This is a genomic window from Pseudomonas sp. L13 (genome assembly GCF_009935965.1).
GTDB lineage: Bacteria > Pseudomonadota > Gammaproteobacteria > Pseudomonadales > Pseudomonadaceae > Aquipseudomonas > Aquipseudomonas lactis.
Map to the genome: position 1 here is coordinate 11,134 of NZ_QODJ01000038.1, position 24,033 is coordinate 35,166.

General features: G+C 61.1%; 20 protein-coding genes and 1 pseudogene. 13 read left to right on the plus strand and 8 right to left on the minus strand.

Going from position 1 to position 24,033, the window contains the following annotated elements; genetic code table 11:
- Positions 1-42 precede the first annotated feature (42 nt).
- Complete coding sequence (locus DK871_RS18570) at positions 43-999, minus strand: glucokinase (protein WP_161906224.1); 957 nt, start codon at positions 997-999, stop codon at positions 43-45.
- Positions 996-2,822: a phosphogluconate dehydratase gene (edd, locus tag DK871_RS18575; protein ID WP_014719752.1), complete on the minus strand. Its 1,827-nt coding sequence runs from the start codon at positions 2,820-2,822 to the stop codon at positions 996-998. Before edd ends, DK871_RS18570 begins: the two co-directional genes overlap by 4 nt.
- Positions 2,823-3,043: 221 nt before the next feature.
- On the opposite strand from edd, the gene gap reads away from it, so the two are divergent.
- The 8 genes and pseudogenes from gap (at position 3,044) to DK871_RS29745 (ending at position 12,119) form a co-directional block, all read left to right on the plus strand.
- A complete protein-coding gene (gene gap / locus DK871_RS18580; protein WP_161906225.1) occupies positions 3,044-4,045 on the plus strand; it encodes a type I glyceraldehyde-3-phosphate dehydrogenase in 1,002 nt (333 codons plus the stop codon).
- A gap of 237 nt (positions 4,046-4,282) precedes the next feature.
- On the plus strand, positions 4,283-4,801 hold the full coding sequence (locus DK871_RS18585) for an RNA polymerase sigma factor (protein WP_003193922.1): 519 nt from the start codon (positions 4,283-4,285) through the stop codon (positions 4,799-4,801).
- Between the two features lie 74 nt (positions 4,802-4,875).
- Entirely contained in the window at positions 4,876-5,844 is a 969-nt protein-coding gene (locus DK871_RS18590; protein WP_161906226.1) for a FecR domain-containing protein, read from the plus strand.
- A gap of 115 nt (positions 5,845-5,959) precedes the next feature.
- Positions 5,960-8,524, plus strand: coding sequence for a TonB-dependent receptor (locus tag DK871_RS18595; RefSeq protein WP_161906227.1), 2,565 nt, complete (start codon positions 5,960-5,962; stop codon positions 8,522-8,524).
- Between the two features lie 138 nt (positions 8,525-8,662).
- The gene (locus DK871_RS18600; protein WP_161906228.1) at positions 8,663-9,271 is read left to right on the plus strand and encodes a biliverdin-producing heme oxygenase; all 609 of its coding nucleotides are present in this window, start codon (positions 8,663-8,665) and stop codon (positions 9,269-9,271) included.
- A gap of 169 nt (positions 9,272-9,440) precedes the next feature.
- Positions 9,441-9,842 carry a YbaN family protein gene (locus DK871_RS18605; RefSeq protein WP_161906229.1) on the plus strand — a complete coding sequence of 134 codons (402 nt, stop codon included), beginning with the start codon at positions 9,441-9,443 and terminating at the stop codon, positions 9,840-9,842.
- Positions 9,843-10,121: 279 nt separating this feature from the next.
- Positions 10,122-11,261 (plus strand): annotated as a pseudogene (locus DK871_RS29740) (HAMP domain-containing protein); the annotation flags it as partial.
- A gap of 102 nt (positions 11,262-11,363) precedes the next feature.
- Complete coding sequence (locus tag DK871_RS29745) at positions 11,364-12,119, plus strand: methyl-accepting chemotaxis protein (RefSeq protein WP_370706227.1); 756 nt, start codon at positions 11,364-11,366, stop codon at positions 12,117-12,119.
- A 148-nt stretch (positions 12,120-12,267) separates the two neighbouring features.
- Here the strand turns inward: DK871_RS29745 and DK871_RS18615 are convergent, their stop codons facing one another.
- On the minus strand, positions 12,268-12,831 hold the full coding sequence (locus tag DK871_RS18615; RefSeq protein WP_161906230.1) for an NAD(P)H nitroreductase: 564 nt from the start codon (positions 12,829-12,831) through the stop codon (positions 12,268-12,270).
- 140 nt (positions 12,832-12,971) lie between these two features.
- Here DK871_RS18615 and DK871_RS18620 point away from each other — a divergent pair, with 140 nt between their 5' ends.
- From DK871_RS18620 to DK871_RS18630, 3 genes are read left to right on the plus strand one after another with little or no spacing between them, the layout of a single operon-like run.
- The gene (locus DK871_RS18620) at positions 12,972-14,399 is read left to right on the plus strand and encodes a di-heme oxidoredictase family protein (protein ID WP_161906231.1); all 1,428 of its coding nucleotides are present in this window, start codon (positions 12,972-12,974) and stop codon (positions 14,397-14,399) included.
- A gap of 31 nt (positions 14,400-14,430) precedes the next feature.
- The gene (locus DK871_RS18625; protein ID WP_003193930.1) at positions 14,431-15,495 is read left to right on the plus strand and encodes an imelysin family protein; all 1,065 of its coding nucleotides are present in this window, start codon (positions 14,431-14,433) and stop codon (positions 15,493-15,495) included.
- 2 nt (positions 15,496-15,497) lie between these two features.
- Complete coding sequence (locus DK871_RS18630) at positions 15,498-16,595, plus strand: DUF1513 domain-containing protein (protein ID WP_161906245.1); 1,098 nt, start codon at positions 15,498-15,500, stop codon at positions 16,593-16,595.
- A 176-nt stretch (positions 16,596-16,771) separates the two neighbouring features.
- On the opposite strand, the gene DK871_RS18635 is transcribed toward DK871_RS18630, so the two are convergent.
- From DK871_RS18635 to colR, 5 genes are all read right to left on the minus strand, one after another.
- Positions 16,772-16,999 carry a hypothetical protein gene (locus DK871_RS18635; RefSeq protein WP_003193932.1) on the minus strand — a complete coding sequence of 76 codons (228 nt, stop codon included), beginning with the start codon at positions 16,997-16,999 and terminating at the stop codon, positions 16,772-16,774.
- A complete protein-coding gene (locus DK871_RS18640; protein WP_003193933.1) occupies positions 16,996-17,715 on the minus strand; it encodes a lipopolysaccharide kinase InaA family protein in 720 nt (239 codons plus the stop codon). Before DK871_RS18640 ends, DK871_RS18635 begins: the two co-directional genes overlap by 4 nt.
- Before the next feature lie 4 nt (positions 17,716-17,719).
- A complete protein-coding gene (locus DK871_RS18645; protein WP_098950474.1) occupies positions 17,720-18,400 on the minus strand; it encodes a class I SAM-dependent methyltransferase in 681 nt (226 codons plus the stop codon).
- A gap of 188 nt (positions 18,401-18,588) precedes the next feature.
- Positions 18,589-19,869, minus strand: a complete 1,281-nt coding sequence (locus DK871_RS18650) for a HAMP domain-containing sensor histidine kinase (RefSeq protein WP_161906232.1) — start codon at positions 19,867-19,869, stop codon at positions 18,589-18,591.
- On the minus strand, positions 19,859-20,542 hold the full coding sequence (gene colR, locus DK871_RS18655; RefSeq protein ID WP_003193936.1) for a two-component system response regulator ColR: 684 nt from the start codon (positions 20,540-20,542) through the stop codon (positions 19,859-19,861). Before colR ends, DK871_RS18650 begins: the two co-directional genes overlap by 11 nt.
- 201 nt (positions 20,543-20,743) lie before the next feature.
- Between colR and DK871_RS18660 the strand changes: the two genes are divergently transcribed.
- Positions 20,744-22,693, plus strand: coding sequence for an LTA synthase family protein (locus DK871_RS18660; protein ID WP_161906233.1), 1,950 nt, complete (start codon positions 20,744-20,746; stop codon positions 22,691-22,693).
- A gap of 50 nt (positions 22,694-22,743) precedes the next feature.
- A complete protein-coding gene (locus tag DK871_RS18665) occupies positions 22,744-23,457 on the plus strand; it encodes a phosphatase PAP2 family protein (RefSeq protein ID WP_034134540.1) in 714 nt (237 codons plus the stop codon).
- The last annotated feature ends 576 nt before the right edge of the window (positions 23,458-24,033 follow it).

The following is a 24,033-nucleotide window of genomic DNA, read 5'->3' on the forward strand; positions in this document are numbered from 1 at the left end:
AGACGGTGGGAGCTGGCTTGCCTGCGATGGTGCCATTATGACCTATGCAAAGGCTTGCTCAAGCGCCACACCCGCCCCAGTCAGCCCGGAATACGGCGCCGTCACCAACCACACTGGAATACCCTTGAAGTAGTCGCTCATGCAGCCTTTATCCGCAAAGCTTTTGGCGAAACCGCTGGTGATAAAGAAGTCGGCAAACCTCGGTATCACACCGCCCACGATATACACACCGCCACGCCCGCCCGTGGTCAGCACGTTGTTACCCGCCACCCGGCCCAGCCAGATGCTGAACTGGTCCAATACTTCCATGGCCACCGGGTCACCGGCCAGGCCCGCCGCCGTGATGGCTTCGGGGGTGTCCAGCACCGGCTCATGCCCATCCACCGCACAAATCGCCCGGTACAGCCGCGGCAGGCCACCACCGCTCAACGCGGTTTCGGCGCTGACATGCCCGATCTCGCTGTAGATGTGTTGCCACAGCTGGGTTTCCCGTGGGCTGCTCAGGGGCAGGTCGACATGCCCACCCTCCCCCGGCAGCGCTGCCCAACGGCCTGCGCCGAGGTCCAGCAAGGTGCCGACGCCAAGGCCAGTGCCCGGGCCGATCACCACGGCCGGGCGCAAGGGCTCTGGCGCGCCTTCGCAGACCACGCGAAATTCGTCGGGCTTGAGCCGGGTCATGCCCAGGGCCATGGCCGAAAAATCATTGACCAGCAACAGTTCATCCACCTGCAGGGCCTGGCAAAACGCGGTTTTGCTCAGGCGCCAGTGGTTGTTGGTGAACTTGAATTCATCGCCGCTCACCGGCCCGGCCACCGACAGGCACACCGCACCGATGTCGCCGATTTGCAGGCCTTCCTCTTTGAGGTAGAGCTTGATCGCCTCTTCAGGGCTGCCGTGATCCGCCGTGGCATGCACGCGGATCGAATGCAGCTCCTGATCCCGCCATAACGCAAAACGGGCGTTAGTCCCCCCGATGTCACCGACCAGCGCAAGCTTCACTTAAGCGTCTCCAAGGCAGAGGTAAAGGCGCTGGCGCCCTGCTCTGCGGAGCTTGCGGCCAAGCGCATGAATGCAAACAGCTCGCGACCGGCCCCCACGTTATTGCCCAACAGGCCCGTGGCAGGCGTGCGCGCTGCAAATACTTCGGCGTCCACCTTAAGCTCCAGGGTGCCGGTAACGCCATCCACACGGATGATATCGCCATCCTGGACCCGCGCCAGCGGCCCGCCGCTCTGGGCTTCGGGGTTGACGTGGATCGCGGCAGGGATCTTACCCGACGCGCCGGACATTCGCCCGTCTGTCACCAGCGCCACTTTGAAACCACGGTCCTGCAACACGCCCAGAAACGGGGTCATCTTGTGCAATTCGGGCATGCCATTGGAGCGCGGCCCCTGGAAGCGCATCACCGCAACGAAGTCTTTTTCTAGCAGGCCGGCCTTGAAGGCATCGGCCAGGTCCTGCTGGTCCTGGAACACCACCGCCGGCGCTTCGACCACCTGATGCTCTGGCGCTACCGCCGAAACCTTCATCACGCCACGGCCGAGGTTGCCTTCCATCACGCGTAGGCCGCCTTCCGGCGAGAACGCACGGGCCACCGGGCGCAGGATGGTTTCGTCGAGGCTTTCGATCGGGCCGTCGCGCCAGACCAGTTCGCCATCCACCAGGAAAGGTTCCTGGATATAGCGGCTCAGGCCCTTGCCGGCCACGGTGTTGACGTCTTCGTGGAGCAGGCCGGCCTCCAGCAATTCGCGGATCAGGAACGACATACCGCCCGCCGCCTGGAAGTGGTTGATGTCGGCCTTGCCGTTTGGATACACGTGGGACAGGGTCGGCACCACCTCGGAGAGGTCGGCCATGTCCTGCCAGGTCAGGATGATGCCTGCCGACATGGCGATGGCCGGCATGTGCAGGGTGTGGTTGGTGGAACCGCCGGTGGCGTTGAGTGCGACGATGGAGTTGACGATGGACTTCTCGTCGACAATCTCGCCAATGGGCGTGAAGTTGCCATTGGCCTTGGTCAAGCGCGTGACCTGGTGCGCGGCTTCGCGGGTCAACGCATCGCGCAGTGGCGTGTACGGGTTGACGAACGAAGCGCCGGGCAAGTGCAGGCCCATGACTTCCATCAGCAACTGGTTGGTGTTGGCGGTGCCGTAGAAGGTGCAGGTGCCGGGGCTGTGGTAGGACTTCATCTCCGATTCCAGCAGTTCTTCGCGGCTGGCCTTGCCTTCGGCGTAGCGCTGGCGCACATCGGCCTTCTGCTTATTGGAGATACCCGACGGCATCGGCCCGCCCGGCACGAAGATCATCGGCAAATGGCCGTAGCGCAGCGCGCCCATCATCAGACCAGGAACGATCTTGTCGCAGATGCCCAGCATCAGCGCGGCGTCGAACATGTTGTGGGACAGCGCTACCGCCGTGGACATGGCGATGACTTCACGGCTGAGCAGGCTCAGCTCCATGCCAGGCTCGCCCTGGGTCACGCCGTCGCACATGGCGGGGGTGCCGCCGGCGAACTGGCCGACCGAGCCGACTTCGCGCAGGGCCTTTTTGATTTGTTCGGGGAAATGCTCGTAGGGCTGATGCGCCGAAAGCATGTCGTTATAAGAAGAAACAATTGCCACGTTGGCGGCATTCATCATGCGCAGGCTGTTTTTGTCTTCGGTGCCGCAACCGGCCACGCCGTGGGCGAAGTTGGCGCATTGCAGCTTGCCGCGCATCGGACCGTCGCTGGCTGCGCCGCGAATGAGCGCAAGGTAAGCCTCGCGGGTGGCGCGGCTGCGGGCGATAAGCCGTTCGGTGACCTCAAGAACGCGGGGATGCATGTATAGAACTCCAGGCTAACGGATGTGGCGACCTGAGAGTCTATGCTGATCAAACGCCCACGGCTCATGGGATGGCAGGGGGTCGTTTGGATCATCGGACCAGTTGATTCAGGTCACTCGTTGTAGATTGAACAAAATATTGCCACTAAAAAGGCTTGTTTTCTATTTTTATGCGAATAATCTTGTAATTCTTACAACAAATCGACGACAGGCACTTTCCGATGACTCTTCGAATCGCAATCAATGGTTTTGGCCGTATCGGCCGTAATGTCCTGCGCGCACTGTATACCCAAGGCTATCGCCAGGATCTGCAGATCGTCGCCATCAACGATTTGGGCGACAGCTCGATCAATGCCCACCTGCTCAAGTACGACACCGTACACGGCACTTTCGACGCAGAGGTTGCCCACGATCAGGAAAGCCTGACCGTCAATGGTGACCGGATTGCCGTGAGTGCCATTCGCAACCCCGCCGACCTGCCGTGGGCTGCGCACAAGATCGACGTGGTGTTCGAATGCACCGGCCTGTTCACCGACCGTGACAAGGCTGCCGCCCATATTAGCGCCGGCGCGCGCAAGGTGATCATCTCCGCCCCGGCCAAAGGCGCGGACGCCACGGTGGTCTACGGCGTAAACCATGACATTTTGCGTCAATCCCACCAGATCATTTCCAACGCGTCGTGCACCACCAACTGCCTGGCGCCAGTGGCTCAGGTCCTGCATCGCGAGCTGGGCATCGAAAGCGGGTTGATGACCACCATCCACGCCTACACCAACGACCAGAACCTCACCGACGTCTACCACACCGACCCGTACCGCGCGCGTTCGGCCACCCAGAACATGATCCCGAGCAAGACCGGCGCCGCTGAAGCGGTGGGCCTGGTGCTGCCGGAACTGGCAGGCAAGCTGACCGGCATGGCGGTGCGTGTACCGGTGATCAACGTGTCGCTGGTAGACCTCACCGTGCAGCTCAAGAAAGAAGCCACGGCCGATGAGGTCAACGCCCTGCTCAAACATGCCAGCCAGCATTCGAAGATCCTCGGCTACAGCACCCTGCCGCTGGTTTCCAGCGACTTCAACCATAACCCGCTGTCGTCGATCTTCGACGCCAATCACACCAAGGTCAGCGGTAAATTGCTCAAAGTGCTGGCGTGGTACGACAACGAGTGGGGTTTCTCCAACCGTATGCTGGATAACTGCCTGGCGCTGTGTAACGCCGAGTAATCCCCGGGCTGGATTGTGTGAACTGGCTTGTGTGTGAACTGGCTTTTGTGGGAGCCGGGCTTGCCCGCGATGCAGGCGACTCGGTCATTCAGTCAAACCGAGGTGATGCTATCGCAGGCAAGCCAGCTCCCACATAAGCCTGGCTCCCACACAATCTTCAAGGCATCTCAAAGTGCCACTTGCCATTTCAGTTGATGATAAGCATTATCATTCACTGCAAATCGGTCTGGTATCACTGTGAGCCAATCTCGCTTCAACCACGTCTTCCTCACCCAACGGGTGATCCTGCTACGAACCCTGCAACGCATGGTGCACAACCACAGCACCGCCGAGGACCTGTTGCAGGAAACCTACCTGCGCGTGACTCGGGCCCTGAGCGAGCGGCCAATCGACCACCTTGAACCTTTTGTCTACCAGACAGCCCGCAACCTGGCGCTGGATCACTTGCGTTCGCGCAGGATTCAGGCGCGTACCCTGCAGGAGGATGTCCCGCTGGATGTGCTGCAAAGCGTCGCCGCGCCGGCCAGCACGCCGGAGGAAGCCACCCAGGCCGAGCAACTGCTGGAGCACCTGAGTGTCAGCCTCGGCCAGTTGAGTGCCCGCCAGCAGCGGATTTTCATCCTCAGCCGCCTGCACGGTTGCAGCTATCAGGAGATTGCCGACCAGTTGGGTGTGTCCTTGAGCACGGTGCAAAAGGAACTCAAATTGATCATGGCTATCTGTGTGGGTGTGGCCGAACGGCTGGATCAGCCTTAAGCTTCACCCGACAGAGGCGTCGATCCAAGCTGTAGGAAAAATGAATAGAACGTGGCGAAGACCCGAGGAACACCGTGACGGACCCGAATAAACTGCGCCCCCATGCGTTGGCTCATGAGGTGTTGCAAGACGCGGCCATGGACCAAGCCCTCGATTGGCTGATCGCCTTGCAGTGCCCACAACCTGGGCAGCAGGCCGCGTTCGACGCCTGGCTGGCCCAGGACCCGGCGCATGTCCACGCCTTCAGCAAGGCCCAGGCTGCCTGGGGTGACGCGCCGGTACACAGCGCCGCCGTGGCCCTCGCCGCACCGCGCAAGCCCAGCGGCTGGCGCCGGATCAAACCGCACTGGAAACCCTTGGCCACCGCCGCCGTGTTGCTGGTCAGCCTGTTCAGTTTCAGCAACCTGCCGGTGCGTTTGCAGGCCGACCATCTGACGGTGGTGGGCGAGCGCCAGCGCCTGCAGCTGGACGATGGCTCCAAGGTGCTGCTGAACACCAACTCGGCATTTTCCAGCAGCCTCAAGGGCCACCAGCGCATTGCCCGCCTGTACCAGGGCGAAGCGTTCTTTGAGATAGCGCCCAGCCGTGGCCTACCCCTGGAGATCGACGCCGGCCCGGTGCGCGCCAGCGTGCGTGACACCGCCTTTGCCGTGCGCTACCTCAATGGCGAAGCCCAGGTTCAAGTGCAGCGCGGCGATGTCGACCTGAGCAACACGTTCGACGATGCCCGCGTGCGCCTGAGCGCCGGTGAAAGCATCCGCATCGGCCCCAAGGGTTTCGGCCAACCGGCCAAGCTCGACCCCAGCAAGGACCTGGCCTGGGTGCAGGGCCGGCTGGTGTTCGAAAACTGCCCGCTGAGCGAAGTGCTGGCTGAGTTGCGTCGCTATTACCCAGGCTGGATCGTCAACAACAACGAGCAGTTGGCCAGCGTCGCCGTCACCGGAAACTATCGCCTCGACCAGCCCCTGGACGTGGTGCGCTCCCTGGCTCACATCACCTCGGCCAAGCTGTCGGAGTACCCGGCGCTGGTGATCCTGAACTAAATGAGAATTATTTTTACTCGATGTTAACCGGCGATACGTCTCGTTATAGCCAATGCAACTGATTCCTATTTGGTTCGGTTCGCAACTATAAGATTCGTATCCCGGAGCGCTCTCGATGTCCTCTCGTTTCAACCGCCGGTCTGCTTCGCCCGTTTTGTCCTTGCTGACCGCCGCGATCCTGCTGGCTGGCGCGCCCATCATGAGCGCCAGCGCCGCCGAACCTGCCGCTCGCAGCCACGCCAATTACACCTTCAGCATCGAACAGCAGCCACTGGTGTCGGCGCTAAACGCCTTTACCGCCGTGACCGGCTGGCAAGTCGGCCTGCCGGCCGAACTGGGCCAGGGCGTGTCGTCCCCGGGCGTACGCGGCCCGCTGCCAGCGGAAAAAGCCCTGGACCGGCTGTTGGTGGGGACCAACCTGAGCTATCGCAAACTGGGCAGCAACAATATCGTGCTGGAAAAACGTAGCGCCGGCAGTGCCCTCGCCCTGCAACAGGTGACCATCAGCGCCACCCGTAACGAACAGGATGTGAACAGCGTACCGAGCACCGTCAGCGTGCACGACCGCCAGGAACTGGACCGCCAGAACGTCAACAACATCCGTGAACTGGTGCGCTACGAACCCGGCGTCTCCGTCGGCGGTGCCGGTACGCGCTCGGGTAACGCCGGCTACAACATTCGCGGTATAGACGGCGACCGCGTCCTCACCCAGGTGGATGGCGTCGAAGTGCCGGACAACTTCTTCAACGGCCCTTACGCCAAGACCCGCCGCAATTACGTCGACCCCGAAATCGTCAAGCGCGTGGAGATCCTGCGCGGCCCGGCCTCGGCCCTGTATGGCAGCAGCGCCATCGGCGGCGCGGTGAGTTATTTCACCCTCGACCCGGACGACATCATCAAGCCAGGCCAGGACGTTGGCGCCCGCCTGAAGACCGGCTACAGCTCCGCCGACGAGAGCTGGCTGACCTCCGGCACCTTCGCCGGGCGTGTGCAGGACTTCGACGGTTTGCTGCACCTGAGCCAGCGCAATGGCCACGAAACCGAATCCTACGACGGCAACAACGCCACCGGCCTGGCCCGTACCGGCGCCAATCCGGAAGATGCACGCACCACCAACGTGCTGGCCAAGCTGGGCTGGAACTATGGCGATGACAACCGTTTGGGCCTGACCTACGAGAAGTTCAAGGATGACCGCGACGTCAATCTGAAAAACGCCGTGGGTGGCCCGTTCATCGGTGGCCGGGGCATGAACCTGTACCGCGACCGTCGCGGTAACGACACTATTACCCGCGAGCGCTTCGGCCTGGAAAACACCTTCGCCCTGGAGTCGCCGATTGCCGACCGCATCAAGACCAGCCTCAACTACCAGATCGCCAAGACCGACCAGACCACCGCCGAAATCTACCAGGCCGGCCGTCGCGTCCTGCGTACCCGCGACACGCTTTACGAAGAGAAACAGTGGGTCTTCGACGCTCAGCTGGACAAGGCTTTCAGCCTGGGTGAAACCGACCACCAGGTCACCTACGGCACCACCCTCAAGCAGCAGAAAGTCACCGGCTCACGCGAAGGCTCGGCCTCGTGCCTGGCCATTGGCGCCGGCTGCACCGCCATCGGCGGGCCCAGCCCATCAGCTGGCGACAGCGTGAAGAAGGCCAGCGACTTCCCCGACCCGACCATCAACACCTACTCGCTGTTCGCCCAGGACCAGATCACCTGGGACAAATGGACCTTCCTGCCCGCCGTGCGTTATGACTACACCCGGCTCAAGCCCAAGCTGACCCAGGAGTTCCTCAATACCGTCAACCCGACCGGCGAGTACGCCGTCGACGGCAAGGACAAAACCTGGAACCGCGTCACGCCCAAGTTCGGCCTCACCTACGCCCTGACCGACAACTACACCTGGTTCGGCCAATACGCCGAGGGCTTCCGCACGCCGTCGGCCAAGGCCCTGTACGGTCGCTTCGAAAACCTCAACATCGGCTACACCGTCGAACCCAACCCCGACCTCAAGCCGGAAACCAGCAAAGGCATCGAAACCGGGATTCGCGGCAAATTCGACGAAGGCTCCTTCGATATCGCGGTGTACTACAACAAGTACCGTGACTTTATCGACGAAGACAACGCCGTGGTCGGCGGCACCGTGGAGCAGTTCCAGGCGGTCAATATCAAACGCGCCACCATCAAGGGCGTGGAAGCCAAGGGCCGCCTGAATCTGGATACCTTCGGCGCGCCGAAGGGCCTGTATACCCAGGGCTCGGTTGCCTACACCTACGGTCGCAACGACGACAATGGCGAGCCGCTGAACAGCGTCAACCCGCTCAAGGGCGTGTTTGGCCTGGGCTACGACCAGGACAACTACGGTGGCTTGGTGAGCTGGACTGTGGTGAAGAAACAGGACCGCGTCGACAGCACGACCTTCCACGCGCCCGACGGCGGCACCGATGGCCCGTTCAAGACCCCGGGCTTCGGCATCCTCGACCTGACCGCCTACTACAAGGTGAGCAAAGACGTGACCGTCAACGGTGGCCTCTACAACCTCACCGACAAGAAGTACTGGAACTGGGATGACGTGCGCAGCTACGACAGCGTCGGCGAGGCCGGTGTGACCGGCCCAGCCAACCTCGACCGCCTGACCCAGCCCGGTCGCAACTTTGCGATCAACGTGATCTGGGACATCTGACCCATGCGCTTCACTTCGCCGCCCATGCATCTGCGGCGAGGTGAGGATTTTTTACTGTGCCGCGTCTTCTTGTTCGTCTAGTTGATAACAGCTCTCTTTAAGGGCACCCAGGCGTTTCTCTTCTCAAGGACTTTTTTCATGACCGCTTCTTCCACCGCAGAACGCCCAAGCCTGCGCTCCCAGCGCCTGAACCAGATCACCAACGAGCCGCACACCAAGCTCGATGCATTGGTGAAGGCTCACGCGCCGTTCGAAACCCAAGCCAACTTTGCCCGTTTCGTCGTGGCGCAGTACCTGTTCCAATCGGAACTGGTGGCCCTGTACAACGATGCCGAGCTGAACCAGATTATCCCGGACCTGGCCGCCCGCTGCCGCGCCGAAGCGGCCAAGCTCGACCTGGCAGACCTGGACACCGAAATCCCGGCCCCGGTTGCCGGCGCGGTGAACAACCCCAGCAAAGCCGAAGCTTTGGGCTGGCTGTTCGTCTCCGAAGGCTCCAAGCTGGGCGCTGCGTTCCTGATCAAGCGCGCCGTGGGCCTGGGCCTGAGCGAGACCTTCGGTGCGCGCCACCTGGGCGAGCCAGCCGGTGGTCGCGCCGAGGGCTGGAAGAGCTTCACCCGCACCCTCGACGGCCTGACATTCAGCGTCGAGGAAGAGGCCGCCGTGGAAAAAGGCGCGATTGATGCGTTTGTGCGCTTCACCGTGTTGCTGGAACAGGCGTACGCTAGCGCCCCAGAACTGGCGTAAGTGTTCCGGTAGACAGCGGTTCAATGTGGGAGCTGGCTTGCCTGCGATGGCGGTGGGCCAGCTCCAGATGTCTAACCTGATACACCGCTATCGCAGGCAAGCCAGCTCCCACAGTTGAGTGCATTTAATGGCTGATAATGTGTAAACCTTCCCACCAGAAAACTGCAGCATGACCGGCAAACCCCAATCCTCCTCCAAAATCGCCCAGCTTCTCTTCGGCCTGCTGGCCTACGTCAGCCTGGGGATCGGCCTGGTGGCGATTGTGATACCGGGGTTGCCCACCACCGAATTCATCCTGCTCGCCGCCTGGGCCGCCACCAAAAGCTCGCCGCGCCTCAGCGCCTGGCTGGAAAACCACCGCCTGTTCGGGCCGATCCTGTCCAACTGGCGCAATGGCAAGATCATCGCCCGCCGCGCCAAGGTCAGCGCCACCGTGAGCATGTTGCTGTGCGCCGTGTTGATGCTGGTGATGCTCGATCACGGCTGGCCGGTGTACCTGGCGATTGCCGGGATGAGCCTGGGCAACCTGTGGATCTGGTCCCGCCCCGAACAGCTGGCCCGGCCCGTCTAAGGCGGCGTGTAGGCGTTTTCCTACCGCTCATCGCCTATTTCTCATGAATTGATTTGTGACGCCGATGTTTCAGGCATGACGCTGAAGGGACTTGGCGCGTTTGCGTGCATTCCAACAAGTCCATTCGTGAGTGAACCTATGTTCGACACCCTCTCCATCCGCTTGAAAATCGTGTTGCTGTCCGGCCTGTGTCTGCTGGGTGTGATTGCACTGGTGGTCGGCATCAATATCTACAACACCAACCAGAACGATCGACTGGTCAGCGATTCAAGCTCACGAATGCTCACCGCCAGCGTGGAGCAACTGCTGCAATCCAAAGCGGCCGAACAGGCCACGCAACTGCAGAAGACCTTCGGCGAAAACCTGCTGGTAATCACCGCCCTTGCCGACCAGATCAAAGACCTGCGTCAGTTGGGCACCCAGCGCTCCCTTGAAGCCGGAGCCCTGCGTGAAGAACTCAACCGCAGCGTCAAAACCGCGTTCGAGCGCAACAACAAGGTGCTGGGCATCTGGTTGTCGTTCGAACCCAACGGGCTGGATGGCAAGGACAGCGAATTCATCGCCGACAAGGCGCGCGTCTCCAACGAAAAAGGACGGTTCTCCAGCTACTGGAGCCGGGCGGGCGGCGAAAGCCTGAACACCGTCATGGTCGAAGATGACCTGACCAAGACCACCCTCAACCTCAGCGGCACGCCCTACAACATCTGGTACACCTGCCCACGGGACACGCGCAGCACTTGCCTGCTGGACCCTTACGAAGACACGGTGGCCGACAAGCCAGTACTGATGACCACCATTTCCCTGCCGCTGATCATCGACGGCAACGTCATCGGTGTGGTCGGCGTAGACATCGCCCTCGCCGCCCTGCAAGCGACCACCGATGCCGCGCAAAAAGACCTGTTCAACGGCGGCGCCCACCTGGAGATTCTGTCCAGCAGCGGCCTGATCGCCGCCTACAGCGGCGAGCCGGGCAAAGTCGGCAAGAACTTGATCGACAGCATCGGTGCCGAAGGCAAGGAGATCGTGCAATTGCTCGCCAATGACCGCCCGGTGATCCGCGAACAGGACGACACCATTCGTGCCGTGTACCCGCTCAAGCCGATTGCCGGTGCCAAATCCTGGGGCGTGGTGATCAAGCTGCCCAAAGCGGTGATGCTGGCCGACAACGAAAAACTCCAAGCCTTGCTCGACGAGGCCCAGGCCACGGGCACGCTCAAAGCCCTGCTGGTGGCCGCCGCCGCTGGCCTGCTGGGCTTGCTGCTGGTCTGGCTGACCGCTACTGGCGTGACCCGCCCTATCAATAGCGTGGCCGCCATGCTCAAGGACATCGCCAGTGGTGACGGCGACCTCACCCAGCGCCTGGCCTACGCCAAGAAAGACGAATTGGGCGAGTTGGTGAACTGGTTCAATCGCTTCCTCGACAAGCTGCAGCCGACCATTGCGCAGATCAAGCAAAGCATCACCGAAGCCCGCGGGACGGCTGATCAGTCGTCCGCCATTGCGCGCCAGACCAGCGAAGGCATGCAGGTGCAGTTCCGTGAAATCGACCAGGTCGCCACCGCGTCGAACGAAATGAGCGCCACCGCCCACGACGTGGCCAATAGCGCCTCCAATGCCGCCAGCGCGGCACGCGGCGCCGACCAGTCGGCACGCGAAGGCATGTCGATCATCGAGCAGAGCACCCGCGATATCACCACGCTGGCCGACGAAGTCAGCAAAGCCGTGGGCGAGGTCGAAGCCCTGGCGGTCAACAGCGAGCAAATCGGTTCAGTGCTGGAGGTGATCCGCAGCATTGCCGAACAGACCAACCTGCTGGCGTTGAATGCGGCGATTGAGGCGGCACGCGCTGGGGAAAGCGGGCGTGGTTTTGCGGTGGTGGCCGACGAAGTACGTAACCTGGCCAAGCGCACCCAGGACTCGGTGGAAGAAATCCGCCTGGTGATCGAGCGTATCCAGAGCGGCACCCGGGGCGTAGTGGCGACCATGCACTCCAGCCAGCATCAGGCGCAGAGCAATGCCGGGCAGATCCATCAAGCCGTGCAAGCCCTGGGCAAGATCAGCGACGCGGTCACCGTGATCAGCGACATGAACCTGCAAATCGCCAGCGCGGCCGAACAGCAGAGCGCGGTGGCCGAAGAGGTCAACCGCAACGTCTCGGCGATTCGCACCGTGACTGAAACCCTCACCGGCCAGGCTACCGAGTCAGCGGCGATCAGCAGCCAGCTCAATGCGTTGGCCAGCCAGCAGATGAAGTTGATGGATCAGTTCAGGGTCTGACTCGGTTCTGAAAACATTGATTCCTGTAGGAGCGAGCCTGCTCGCGAAAAACGTCAACGATAACGCGTGCTTCCTGAATAAACGCGGCGCCTTTGAGTTCTTCGCGAGCAAGCTCGCTCCTACAGAGATAGAGCAGAATGGTGGTGAATTACCGGCCGGGCCAGGCCTGGACGAACGGCGTCAGGTCTTCCTTCGGCGCCGTACGCGGCGGGTTCTGCGGCGTGCCCAGGTAGAGAAAACCAATCACTTCTTCATTCGCCGCCAGCCCCAGGCCTTTGGCGACATGGGCCGAGTAGGACAATTCGCCGGTACGCCACACCGCACCAATACCCTGGGCATACGCCGCCAGCAGAATGCCGTGGGCCGCACAGGCGGCGGCCAGCAATTGCTCGGACTTGGGCACTTTGAAGTGCTCTTGCAAGCGTGCAATCACCACCACCACCAGCGGCGCACGCAGCGGGCCGTTCTGGGCTTTATCGATGGCGGCTTGCGGTGCGTCGGCGTCCTGCAGGCGGGCGGCTTCGGCCAACAGCGTGCCCATCTGCTCACGCGCTGCACCTTCCACGGTAAGGAAACGCCACGGCCGCAGTTGGCCGTGATCGGGCGCGCGCATGCCGGCGGCGAACAGCAGGTCGCGCTGCTCCTGGGTCGGTGCCGGGTCGAGCAAACGGGGCACGGAAACACGGTTGAGCAAAGCGTCGAGAGCCTGCATTGGCCACCTCCATAAAAAAATGTGCGGTCATTCTAACGGGAAAGAATCGGGATGCCACCAAACGATAATTGCTCTTATTCAATCTGCCCTGCCCTGTTAGACTTTGCGCCTTAATTTTCTGCCCTCGTCCAGGAATCTCGATGTTCCGTGCGCTTTTATACCTGCCAGCAGCGTTGATGGCTTTAAGCCTGACTGCTTGCGATGACGCCCCTCGCTTCACCAAAGCAGAGCCGGGTGAATCGCGGGCTGGTGGCGCGGCGACGGTCAACAAGCGCGACCAGAATGCCTTCTCCCTGCCCTCGGCCAACCTGGCGCCCACGCGGCGCCTGGATTTCAGCGTCGGCAACAGCTTCTTTCGCAACCCGTGGGTGATTGCGCCGTCCACCACCACGGCGCGCGATGGCCTGGGCCCACTGTTCAATACCAACGCCTGCCAGAACTGCCATATCAAGGATGGCCGTGGCCACCCGCCACTGCCCGACGCGCCCAATGCCGTGTCGATGCTGGTGCGCCTGTCCATCCCGGATGCTCAGCCTTACGCTAAGCTCATCGAACAGATCGGCGTGGTGCCCGAGCCGGTCTACGGCGGGCAACTCCAGGACATGGCCGTGCCCGGCGTCGCGCCGGAAGGCAAGGTGCGGGTCGACTACACACCGGTCAACGTCAGGTTCAACGACGGCACGATCGTTGAATTACGCAAGCCCGACCTGCAGATCACCCAACTCGGTTACGGCCCGATGCACCCCGACACACGCTTCTCGGCGCGTATCGCCCCGCCGATGATCGGCCTGGGCCTGCTCGAAGCGATCAGCGATGCCGATATCCTGCGCAACACTAACCCCGAGACCGCCGACAAAGAGGCCATCGTGGGCCGCGCCAATTGGGTCTGGGATGACGCCCAGAACAAAACTGTCCTCGGGCGTTTTGGCTGGAAAGCCGGGCAGCCCAACCTCAATCAACAAAACGTTCACGCATTTTCTGGTGATATGGGCCTCACCACGTCCCTGAGACCCTTCGATGACTGCACCGACGCCCAAGTGGCCTGCAAGCAGGCGCCCAACGGTAATGGCCCCGAGGGTGAGCCGGAAGTCAGCGATAACATCCTGCGCCTGGTGCTGTTCTACACCCGCAACCTCGCGGTGCCCGCCCGTCGGGACGTTGATACGCCACAAGTGCTGGCCGGCAAGAACCTGTTCTACCAGGCCGGTTGCCAGGGCTGTCACAAACCTACGTTCACCACGGCCGCCAACGCCGCCGAACCTGAACTGGCCAACCAGGTGATTCGCCCTTACAGCGACCTGCTGCTGCACGATATGGGCGAAGGCCTGGCCGACAACCGTAGCGAATTCAAAGCCACCGGCCGCGACTGGCGCACCCCGCCGCTGTGGGGCATCGGCCTGACGCAAACCGTGAGTGGCCACACCCAGTTCCTGCATGACGGCCGCGCCCGCAACCTGCTTGAAGCCGTGCTGTGGCATGGCGGTGAAGCCCAAGCGGCGCAGCAACATGTGTTGTCGTTCAATGCCGAGCAACGTGCCGCGTTGCTGGCGTTCCTGAATTCTTTATAAGCTTTGCCCCACTTACAGAAGGGAGCTCGACATGTTTCGTCCCAAGTTGTTGTTCACCAGCCTCGCCGCCCTGGCCTTGGGCGCTTGCTCGCCCCAAGACCCGCAAGCAGTGACCTCGGCAGCCATCGCCAAGCAAGTGATCCTGCCAACCTATAGCCGCTGGGTTGAGGCCGACCGTCAGTTGGCCGTCAGCGCCCTGGCCTACTGCCAAGGCAAAGAAAGCCTGGACACCGCCCGCGCTGACTTCCTGCACGCACAAAAAGCCTGGGCCGAGCTGCAACCGCTGCTGATTGGCCCGCTGGCCGAAGGCAACCGGGCGTGGCAGGTGCAGTTCTGGCCAGACAAGAAGAACCTGGTCGGCCGCCAGGTCGAGCAACTGGTCAGCGCCCAGCCGCAGATCGACGCCGCGGCCCTGGCGAAATCCAGCGTGGTGGTGCAAGGCCTGTCGGCCTACGAATACATCCTCTACGACGCCAAGCCTGACGTCGCCGACGACGCCCAGAAAGCGCGCTATTGCCCGTTGCTGATGGCGATCGGTGAACGCCAGAAAGTCCTGGCCGAAGAGATCCTGGCGAGTTGGAACAGCACCGACGGCATGCTCGCGCAGATGACCAAGTTTCCGAACCAGCGCTACGCTGATTCCCACGAAGCCATCGCCGACCTGCTGCGCGTGCAAGTGACCGCCCTGGACACCCTGAAGAAAAAGCTCGGCACCCCAATGGGCCGCCAGACCAAAGGCATCCCGCAACCGTTCCAGGCCGATGCCTGGCGCAGCCAGTCGTCCCTGCAAAGCCTGGAAGCCAGCCTTGCCGCCGCTCAAACCGTATGGGTAGGCGTCGATAACAAAGGCCTGCGTGGCCTGCTGCCGGCGGACCAGAAGCCACTGGCCGAGAAAATCGACGCCGCCTACGCAGCGTCCCTGAAACTGTTCGCCAGCAACCAGCGCACCCTCAACGAACTGTTGAACGACGACGCCGGGCGCCAGCAACTCAACGACATCTACGACAGCCTCAACGTAGTCCACCGCCTGCATGAAGGCGAACTGGCCAAGGCGCTGGGCGTACAACTGGGCTTTAACGCCAACGACGGTGACTGATGATGCTCAGGCGACAGGCTTTGGCGGTGGGCAGCGTGCTGCTCAGCGCTATCACCTTGGGTGGCTGGACGCTGTTCAAGCACAAAGACAAAGGCCAGCTGCTGCTGTCGGCGCGTGATGATGCCGACGGCAAGCACTACGCTGTCGGCTATCGCCTGGACGGCAAGCCGGTATTTGCCACCCAGGTCGGCCAGCGCTGCCATGACATCATCAACCATCCGACATTGCCGATTGCGCTGTTCGTCGCCCGTCGCCCGGGCACCGAGAGCTACCTGATCGACCTGCGCGATGGCAGGCTGCTGCAAACCATCACCTCGAACGCCAACCGCCATTTCTATGGCCATGCGGTGATCCACAAGAGCGGTGACTGGCTGTACGCCACCGAGAACGACACCTCCGACCCTGGCCGCGGCCTGTTGGGTGTGTATAAGTTCGAAGGTGAGCGGCTGGTGCACAGCGGCGAGATATCCACTCACGGCATCGGCCCGCATCAAGTCTCGTGGATGCCCGACGGCGAGACGCTGATCGTGGCCAACGGTGGCATTCGCACCGAAGCCGAAAGCCGGGTGGAGATGAACCTCAACGCCATGGAGCCGAGCCTGGTGCTGATGCGCCGCGATGGCAGCCTGATCAGCAAGGAAACCCTGGGCCAGCAGATGAACAGCGTGCGGCACATGGGTATTGCCAGCGATGGCACCATCCTCACCGGGCAGCAGTTCATGGGCCCGTCCCAGGAGCGTTCCGAGTTGCTGGCGATCAAGCGCCCGGGGCAGCCGTTCAAGGCGTTCCCGGTGGCCGATGAGCAGTTGCAGGCGATGGGGCACTACACCGCCAGCGTGGCGGTGCACAGCGAACTGCGCCTGGTGGCGTTGACGGCACCGCGGGGCAACCGCTTTTTTATCTGGGACATGGACACCGCCGAACTGCGCCTGGATGGGCCCTTGCCGGACTGTGCGGGGGTGGGCGCTGTGGCGGATGGGTTTGTGGTGACATCCGGCCAGGGGCGTTGCCGCTTCTATGACTGCCGCCAGGAAAAGTTACTGGCAACACCCCTGGAGTTACCGGCGGGGTTCTGGGATAACCACCTGCACCTGGTCTGAAATTACCCTTCTGTAGGAGCGAGCTTGCTCGCGAAGATCGCCAGGGATAACGCGCCCATCCTGGATGAACGTGTCGTCTGCAGGTTTTTCGCGAGCAAGCTCGCTCCTACAACAGTTGAGGTGTCAGGCACAAAAAAGGGCCTTGCATCGCAAGGCCCTTTTCGAGGTCAATCGTTTCAACTTTGCGGCCTCATCGCTTGAGACATGCCGAACATGAATAACAGCAATTCATGGTCCGGCTTGGCCGCCACACTCGTCTTGGCAATGCGTGGCAGCAGGCATTGCCCGCCACCGTCTACCGCACTCAACACTTGTGTACGAGGTTGCTCCCATACCGCCAGGGCCAGGGCTGCAACACCCAATGCCCCGACCAGAAACAAACCTCGTGCTATTTCTAGCTTCATCTGGTTAAACCCTTGATAGCGCTGCCAAACGCCGTCTCGTAAAAGTAGCTGAGTTTTTTCCAGTCAGTATCATTCCACGACGAATGGCGGCGCAATTGCAGCATGTCGTGGGACGCGGCCCGATAAGCGGTCAGGCGCTGGCGGCATTTTTCAAAGTCCAGCAGGGCCACTTCCACTGTCGCCGCATCAGGCTCACCGGTCACCCGCACGAAAATGTGCTTGATATACAGGCAACCGTGTTGCCAGCGGCCTTTGTGCATACGGGCCAAGGTGCCTGCCAACTCTTGCAGCAGGCGCTCATGAACCGCCTCGCCATACTGCTGGCGGCCACCGGCGGCGTACCAGTTTTCGATCTCGTCGAAACCGTCCAGGGACGCGGTCACCAACAGGGCTTTCCATTGGTGCTCGGGATCGCGACGCGCTTCGCAAAACACCAGTTCCGGCACACGCACATCCAGCAAACGCAGGCCTTTGAGGGCATCACGTTCACGCAGCACGGTCGGACGCCCAAAGGGGTGCAGCCAACTGCGGTAAATGTGGCCGGTCTGGCGCTTGCAATAGAGCAAGCGACCGTTAGGGCTGATCACCCGCTGCACGCCACTTTCACCACCCCGGCGACGGTTGGGTTCTTCCACCCATTCACCTTGCTGACGCCAGAAAAAATCAAATCGTTCTTCGGGAGCTACATGACTGCCTACTACGCACTCAACTGCCATCCTGTTACCTCTTGCGCAATACATACACTCGCCACATGGCGTAGAGCGGTATGAAGTCCAGGGATTCCTGAACACGGAAACCGGCCTGCTCGAATTCTGCCTCGACAGTAGCAGCCGGTAACACAAACCGGTTTTGGTAACCTTCCTGCTCACCTTTTTTACGACGACGCACTTCGCTGCGCTTGCGCTTCCAGGCCTTGAAATTACCGTCTACCCACAGCGAAATAATCACGCTGTCGCGGGTAACACGTTGAAACTCGCGCAGTATTGTCAGCCTGTGCTCCGGCTCACCAATGTGGTGCATCAAGCGCATGCAGAAAATACTGTCGACGGAATTATCTGGCAAATCGATATCAAAGGCAGACGTCTGCAAAGGGCGTACCCGTTTCACCACATCTGCCGGTTGGGCAGCGGTGGCGATCTTCAACATCGACGCCGAATTGTCAGCTCCGATAATCACACGGTTGGGTTTTTCGGCCAGCAATGGCCAGAAGCGCCCAGCGCCACACGGCAGGTCCAACACCAGGCCCGGCTCACCGGCCATGGCCAATGCGCCGCGCGCCAACTGCTCGTCGCGTTTGTGGGACAACCGGCGAGCCAGATTGTCCTGATGCTTGAGCAAATATTTCTGCGCGTGTTGATCGTCGTACTTGTCAGAAAATTCCAGCTTGATCGGGGAAGGCATCTTACGTCTCCAGTAACTGATGCCTACGACCTTAAGCAGCGAACTGTGATCAACAGGTCAACTCGTTGTGAAAATCTTGTCCTGTCCAACTGCATACATTTCAAGACTTTACAGAAACATTCAGTAGCATCGGGCCATCTTCGCCGAAAAGCAGGCAGTCTGCATCAGCAAAACGACAGACTGAAGGGTCAGGTTTTGACTGGGTTGAGCTCCACATGAAAGCGGCAGCCATTGGGCTCCATGGTGCTCAGGCTTACGCTCCAGCCCTGGCTTTCGCAGATCCGTTGCACCAGCGACAGGCCGAGGCCAAGGCCCTCACCACGTTTCTCGCTACCGCGCACGAACGGCTCGAACATCGCTTCGCGCTTCTCTTCGGGGATGCCGACACCGGAGTCCTCCACCACGAAGCCACTGGGCTCCAGCGTCAAACGGATAAACCCGTGTTCGGTGTAATGCAGGGCATTGCGCAGCAGGTTGCCCATCACCGCATGCAAGAAGGTGGTGTTGTAGCGGGTGTCCAGGGGGTTGCCCGGCAGGTAGATCAACGCCAGGCCTTTTTTCTCGATGGGCTCGCGCCAGATGCCGAGCAGGTCTTCGGCCACCTGGGTGAGGTTGCCCTGGGGCGAACTGGCAGCGTCGTCGTGTTTGGCGCGGGCCAGCATCAGGAAGGTCTGCACCAGCTCGCGCATTTCTTCACAGGCACGGGCAATGCGCTCGACCTGGTTGCGACCACGCTGATCGATGGCTGGGTTTTCGCGCAGCAGTTCGCAGGAACTGGCCAAGACCATCAACGGCGTGCGCAACTCATGGCTCACATCGCTGGTAAACAGCTGCTCGCGTGACAACGCCTGGCGCAAGCGGCCGAGGGTGGCGTCGAACGCCACCGCCAGTTCGCCCACTTCATCGGCGGCGTAATCCGGTGCCAAGGGCGGTGCCAGGCCCAACAGTTGGTCACGATGACGGACCTGACGGGCCAGGCGTACCACCGGCGCCATCACCTTGCGGGCCAGCACCCAGCCGAGGAACGCCGCAAGCGCCAGGCTGAGCACGAAGCCCACCAGCACCACCGCAAACAGCACGCGCTCACGCTCTTCGAAATCGCTCTGGTCTTGCAGCAACACATAACGCCGACCATCGACCACTTCAACCATGGCGTGGTAGGACAGCGACTCGCGAAATACTTCGTGAAAACCCTGGTCCAGATGGCGCAGATCCTTGGGCAGTTCAAAATCGCCACGCCCGCCGCTGAAATAAAACAGCTGGTCCGGCTCCGGCCGGTGGCTCCAGTCTTCGACGCTGTCCATCAACAACAGGCGCTGCAGGTCACCGCCCAGGCCCGCCGAGATCAACTTCTCCTCCACCAGGTGCACCGTCGCGATGATACCGATGGCGAAGGCGCCTGCCACCAACGCGCTCATCAAGGCAAAGGCGATGATGATCCGTTGGGCAAGGCTTTGCTTAAACTCCATCACGACCCTCGGCCAGGCGATAACCCACACCGTGCACCGTTTGCAGCAACGGCTTGGCGAAGGGTTTGTCGATCACTTGGCGCAGTTGATGAACGTGGCTGCGCAGGCTGTCGCTGTCCGGGCAGTCGTCGCCCCACAGGGCTTCTTCGAGCACTTCACGGCGCAAAACATGCGGGCTTTTCTGCATCAGCACGGCGAGCAGTTTCAGGCCCACCGGGTTGAGTTTGAGCAGGCGCCCTTCGCGGGTGACCTCCAACGTATCGAGGTCGTAGTTCAGGTCGCCCACTTGCAAGGCACGACGCCCGCCGCCCTGGGCACGGCGCAACACCGCTTCGATACGCGCGGCCAGTTCCGACAAGGCAAACGGCTTGAGCAGGTAATCATCGGCGCCGGACTTGAAGCCCTGCAGCCGGTCGTCCAATTGGTCGCGAGCGGTGAGCATGATCACTGGCGTATCGCGGCGCGCATCTTCGCGCAGGCGTTTGCACAAGGTGTAGCCATCAATGCCGGGCAGCATGATGTCGAGCACGATCAAGTCGTAATGCTCGGTGGCAGCCAGGTGCAGGCCCGACAAACCGTCCTGCGCACAGTCCACTGTGTAGCCTTTGAGCCCCAGGTAGTCGGCCAGGTTGGCGAGGATATCGCGGTTGTCTTCAACCAATAGAATTCGCATGGGCAGTGTCTCCGTACGCGGTAACGGCCGTGTTGGCTCGCGCAGCTTAAGGCTAAGCGGGGCTCAGGGCTAGGCCTGCAAGGCGCGCCGATAAAGGTTTTCAACTGATTATTCGCCTAAACGAGTTTTTCACTATAGCTTCACAAACTGACTACAGTGTCAGGGCGAAGATCGCGTCCCATTGATATAAGGAACTTGGACATGGGTTTTTTCAAAACAGCGCCAATGCGCTATTTGCTGTTGATAACCGGTGCCTGGTTATTAGTTTTCCTCCTCACCCGAAGCGTGCTGCTCATCACCCACCTGGATGAAGTCAGCGGCAACTTGTTGCCGGTGTTTGGCGTGGGTTTGCTCTACGACTTGGGTTTCCTGGCCTATGCAGCCTTGCCGCTCGGCCTGTATCTGCTGCTCTGCCCGCCTGCCTTGTGGCGCCGCCGTGGCCATCGCTGGTTCCTGCAAGCGGTGCTGACCGTCAGCCTGTTCGCCATGCTGTTCACCTCGGTGGCCGAATGGTTGTTCTGGGATGAGTTTGGCGTGCGCTTCAACTTTATCGCCGTCGATTACCTGGTGTACTCCGATGAGGTACTGAACAACCTGCTGGAGTCCTACCCGATCGGCAAGCTGCTGAGCCTGCTGGCGATGCTTGCACTGATTCTGAGTGTGGCTCTGCGTAAGCCCTTCAATGCCGCGATGGCAGCGCCGTTGCCAGCACTACGCAGCCGCTTGGTCAACGCCCTCGCTCTGCTGGTCGTCGCTGGCCTCAGCCTGCAACTGGTCAGCCAGGACAGCCCGCGCACCCAAGGCGGCAACGCGTACAACAACGAACTGGCCAGCAATGGCCCCTATCAGTTCTTCGCCGCGTTCCGTAACAACGAACTGGACTACACCCAGTTCTACAAAAGCCTGCCGACCGACGTCGTCGCCAAGCAGTTGCGCGCCGAACTCAGTGAGCCCAACGCCCGCTTTGTCGACCAGGACCCGCTGGATATTCGCCGTGCCATCACCAACCCCGGCACACTGCGCAAGCCCAACATCGTACTGGTGACCATCGAGAGCTTCAGCGCCAAGTACATGGGCAGCAATGGGGATGAGCGCAACCTCACGCCCAACCTGGATGCGTTGCGCCAACAGAGCCTGTACTTCAATAACTTCTACGCCACCGGTACGCGCACCGACCGTGGCCTGGAGGCTATTACCCTGGCAATTCCGCCGACGCCGGGGCGCTCGATCGTCAAGCGCATCGGCCGCGAAAGCGGGTTCGCCAGCCTGGGTCAACAGCTCTCGGCCATCGGTTATGACAGCGTATTTGTCTACGGCGGGCGCGGTTACTTCGACAACATGAACGCGTTCTTCAGTGGCAACGGCTATCGAGTGGTGGACCAGAGCAGCGTGCCCGAAGCAGAAATCTCATTCAAAAACGCCTGGGGCATGGCCGATGAAGACCTGTTCAAGCAGACCTTGAAACTGGCCGACACCGATTACGCCAAGCAACAGCCGTTCTTGCTGCAACTGATGACCACCTCTAACCATCGCCCTTATACCTACCCGGACGGGCGTATCGACATCAAGTCCGGCAAGGGCCGCGACGGCGCAGTCAAATACACTGACTACGCCATCGGCCAGTTCCTTGAGGCGGCGCGCCAGAAGCCGTGGTTCGATAACACGATCTTCGTGTTCGTCGCCGACCACACCGCCGGCAGCGCAGGCAAGGAAGACCTGCCGATCACCAACTACCAGATCCCGCTGTTTATCTACGCACCCAAGCTGATCGACGCACGGGAATCAGCCCAACTGGCCAGCCAGATCGACCTGGCGCCGACCTTGCTGGGCCTGCTTAACCTGAGCTACGAATCGACATTCTTTGGCCGCAACCTGCTGCAAGACAACCCACTGCCTCCACGGGTGGTGGTGGGCAATTACCAACACCTGGGTCTGTTTGATGGCAAGGACCTGGCAATCCTCAGCCCGCGCCAAGGCTTGCGTCGCCACGACCAGGCCCTGGGCGAGAGCCAGGAGCTGCGCGTCGGTAGCGATGATCCCTTGATCCAGCGGGCGATCACCTACTACCAGGCCGCCAGTTATGGCTACAAACAGCAACTGCTGAGCTGGAAAGCGCCCAAGGAAGAGGCTCCCGTCTTAAGCAAACGCTAATCAAAAAGCCCCGTGCAGGTGAGCACGGGGCTTTTTTACCAAGGTTCGTGATGAAATCCCCCTCCTCTTTACCGGTTTCCAAACCGCTTAATTTTTGGCTGTGCCTGGGCCTGCCTGCCAGCGCTGCAGTGGCCTTGCTGTTGCTGGAGCTAACGTCACTGGACATGGACCTGGCCAGGCATTTCTACAGCGCAGAGGCCGGCGGCTTCATTGGCCGCTATAGCTTCTTTCTTGAAGACATCCTGCATGACCGTGCCAAGCAACTGGTGATCCTGTTTTCGGTACTGGCGATTCTCGGCCTGGTCGGTAGCTTCATTCTGCAGCGGCTCAAGCCTTACCGCCGTGAACTGGTGTGCCTGGTGCTATCGCTGGGCATGGCGACGGCGTTCGTGTCGCCATTGAAAACCATCACCGCTGTGCAATGCCCCTGGAGTCTCAAGGAGTTCGGCGGCCAGGAAACCTACAGCGAACTGCTCAGCCCGCGCCCGCCTACCGATAAACCCGGCCGCTGCTGGCCCGGCGGGCATGCCGCCACCGGGTTTGCCTTGTTCGCCTGGTTCTTCGCCCTGCGGGATCGACGGCCACGGCTGGCGCGCTACGCGTTCATCTTTGCTGTCAGCCTGGGCAGCGTGTTTTCCGTCAGCCGTATGCTGCAAGGGGCGCACTTTTTTTCCCACAATGTGTGGACAGCGATTTTTTGCTGGCTGATCTGCCTGGGGCTGTACTGCTTGTTGCTGTACCGGCCTGCACGGCAACGGTCATAGCCTTCTGTAGGAGCGAGCTTGCTCGCGAAAAACTTCAACGATAACGCGTGCTTGCTGAATGAACGCGGCGCCTTTGAGTTTTTCGCGAGCAAGCTCGCTCCTACAAAAAAGCCATTAGGGCTGCCTGCGAAAGCCAACGGTAACCACGATGCGAAGCGAGTCGCTCTTGATCTGCTTGTGATCTTGATCTTAGGCGCCCCGTTAAACCACGCTGGCCGAACACAGGCTTGAATTCGTGGGTAACCCGGCAGGACGCCGGGTTAGCCGCCCCGCGCCATGGATGGCGCGTGGCGGCGGCCCACGGATTCAAGCCTGTGTTCGGGCACACCGAGCCCAAGCGAGGTGCCGAGTGGTGGGGCAAGAGCGTTTTGCTTACTTTGCCGCTTTTGCAAAGTGAGCCGCCGTCAGGGCGGAACCCTAAGTAGCCGTTACCTAAATAACGGATATGTACTCAATCTGATCCCACATCCCGCTCGGGTGTCAGGCCGCCTTCGCGAGCAAGCCCGCTCCCACATTGGGACCGAGGGGCGTCAGGTAGATAGGCGTCGGCTAGCAGGGCGTCATCGCAGGCAAGCC